Origin of the sequence: Prevotella sp. SGI.167, from assembly GCF_050313615.1 — a bacterium.
In the GTDB taxonomy this organism is placed as follows: Bacteria; Bacteroidota; Bacteroidia; order Bacteroidales; family Bacteroidaceae; genus Prevotella.
This window is the reverse complement of sequence record NZ_JBNPLT010000116.1, coordinates 1-670: the sequence shown is the minus strand read 5'-3', so window position 1 is coordinate 670 and position 670 is coordinate 1. Positions and strand designations below refer to the sequence as shown.

The following is a 670-nucleotide window of genomic DNA, read 5'->3' as shown; positions in this document are numbered from 1 at the left end:
TCATTACCGCAAACTAACTCGCCTGAGTGCTAAGGAAGAGAAATCCATCAATCTCATGGTGGAAGATACCATTGAACGCATCAATGAAATAGAAGATATTTGTGGCATAGAAAGACATTTTGATGCTTCCTCCTTTACTTGCCAAGTAAAGTCTTTAAATGATGTTTTCAGCGCAGCAACCAAACTTCGCACCGATTGGAATATTGGCAACGCCGCCATTACAAACGTCATCAACATCTTAGAGACCAATGGTATCATTGTGGTAGAAGTAGAAGCTTCTGACGCTTTCTCAGGTCTCAATGGCACATTGGAAAATGGGACTCCTGTCATTGTCATTAACAGACAGATGAGCACCGAGCGTAAGCGTTTCACTGCGCTTCATGAATTAGGTCATGCATTGCTTCATTTTCCAGAAGACATGGATGAAAAGATGGAAGAACAATACTGCAATATTTTTGCCAATGAAGTGTTGATGCCAAGACAAACTTTCTTTCAGTCTATTGGTGAAAAACGCCACGACATAGCTTTAGTTGAGTTAAAGAACCTTCAATCAGAATTTGGAATATCCGTTGATGCCTTGATGTATAAGGCGAGATATCTTGATGTCATATCAGAAAATCGCTATACAACCTATTGGAAGAAGAAAAATTTCGATTCCAATTTCAAATCA

Annotated in this window: 1 protein-coding gene; it reads left to right on the top strand. The window is 39.3% G+C overall.

Annotated elements, in window-relative coordinates; all coding sequences use genetic code 11:
• A partial coding sequence (locus tag ACQRBJ_RS16130) for an ImmA/IrrE family metallo-endopeptidase (RefSeq protein ID WP_445304244.1) occupies positions 1 to 670 on the top strand: 670 nt, incomplete at both ends.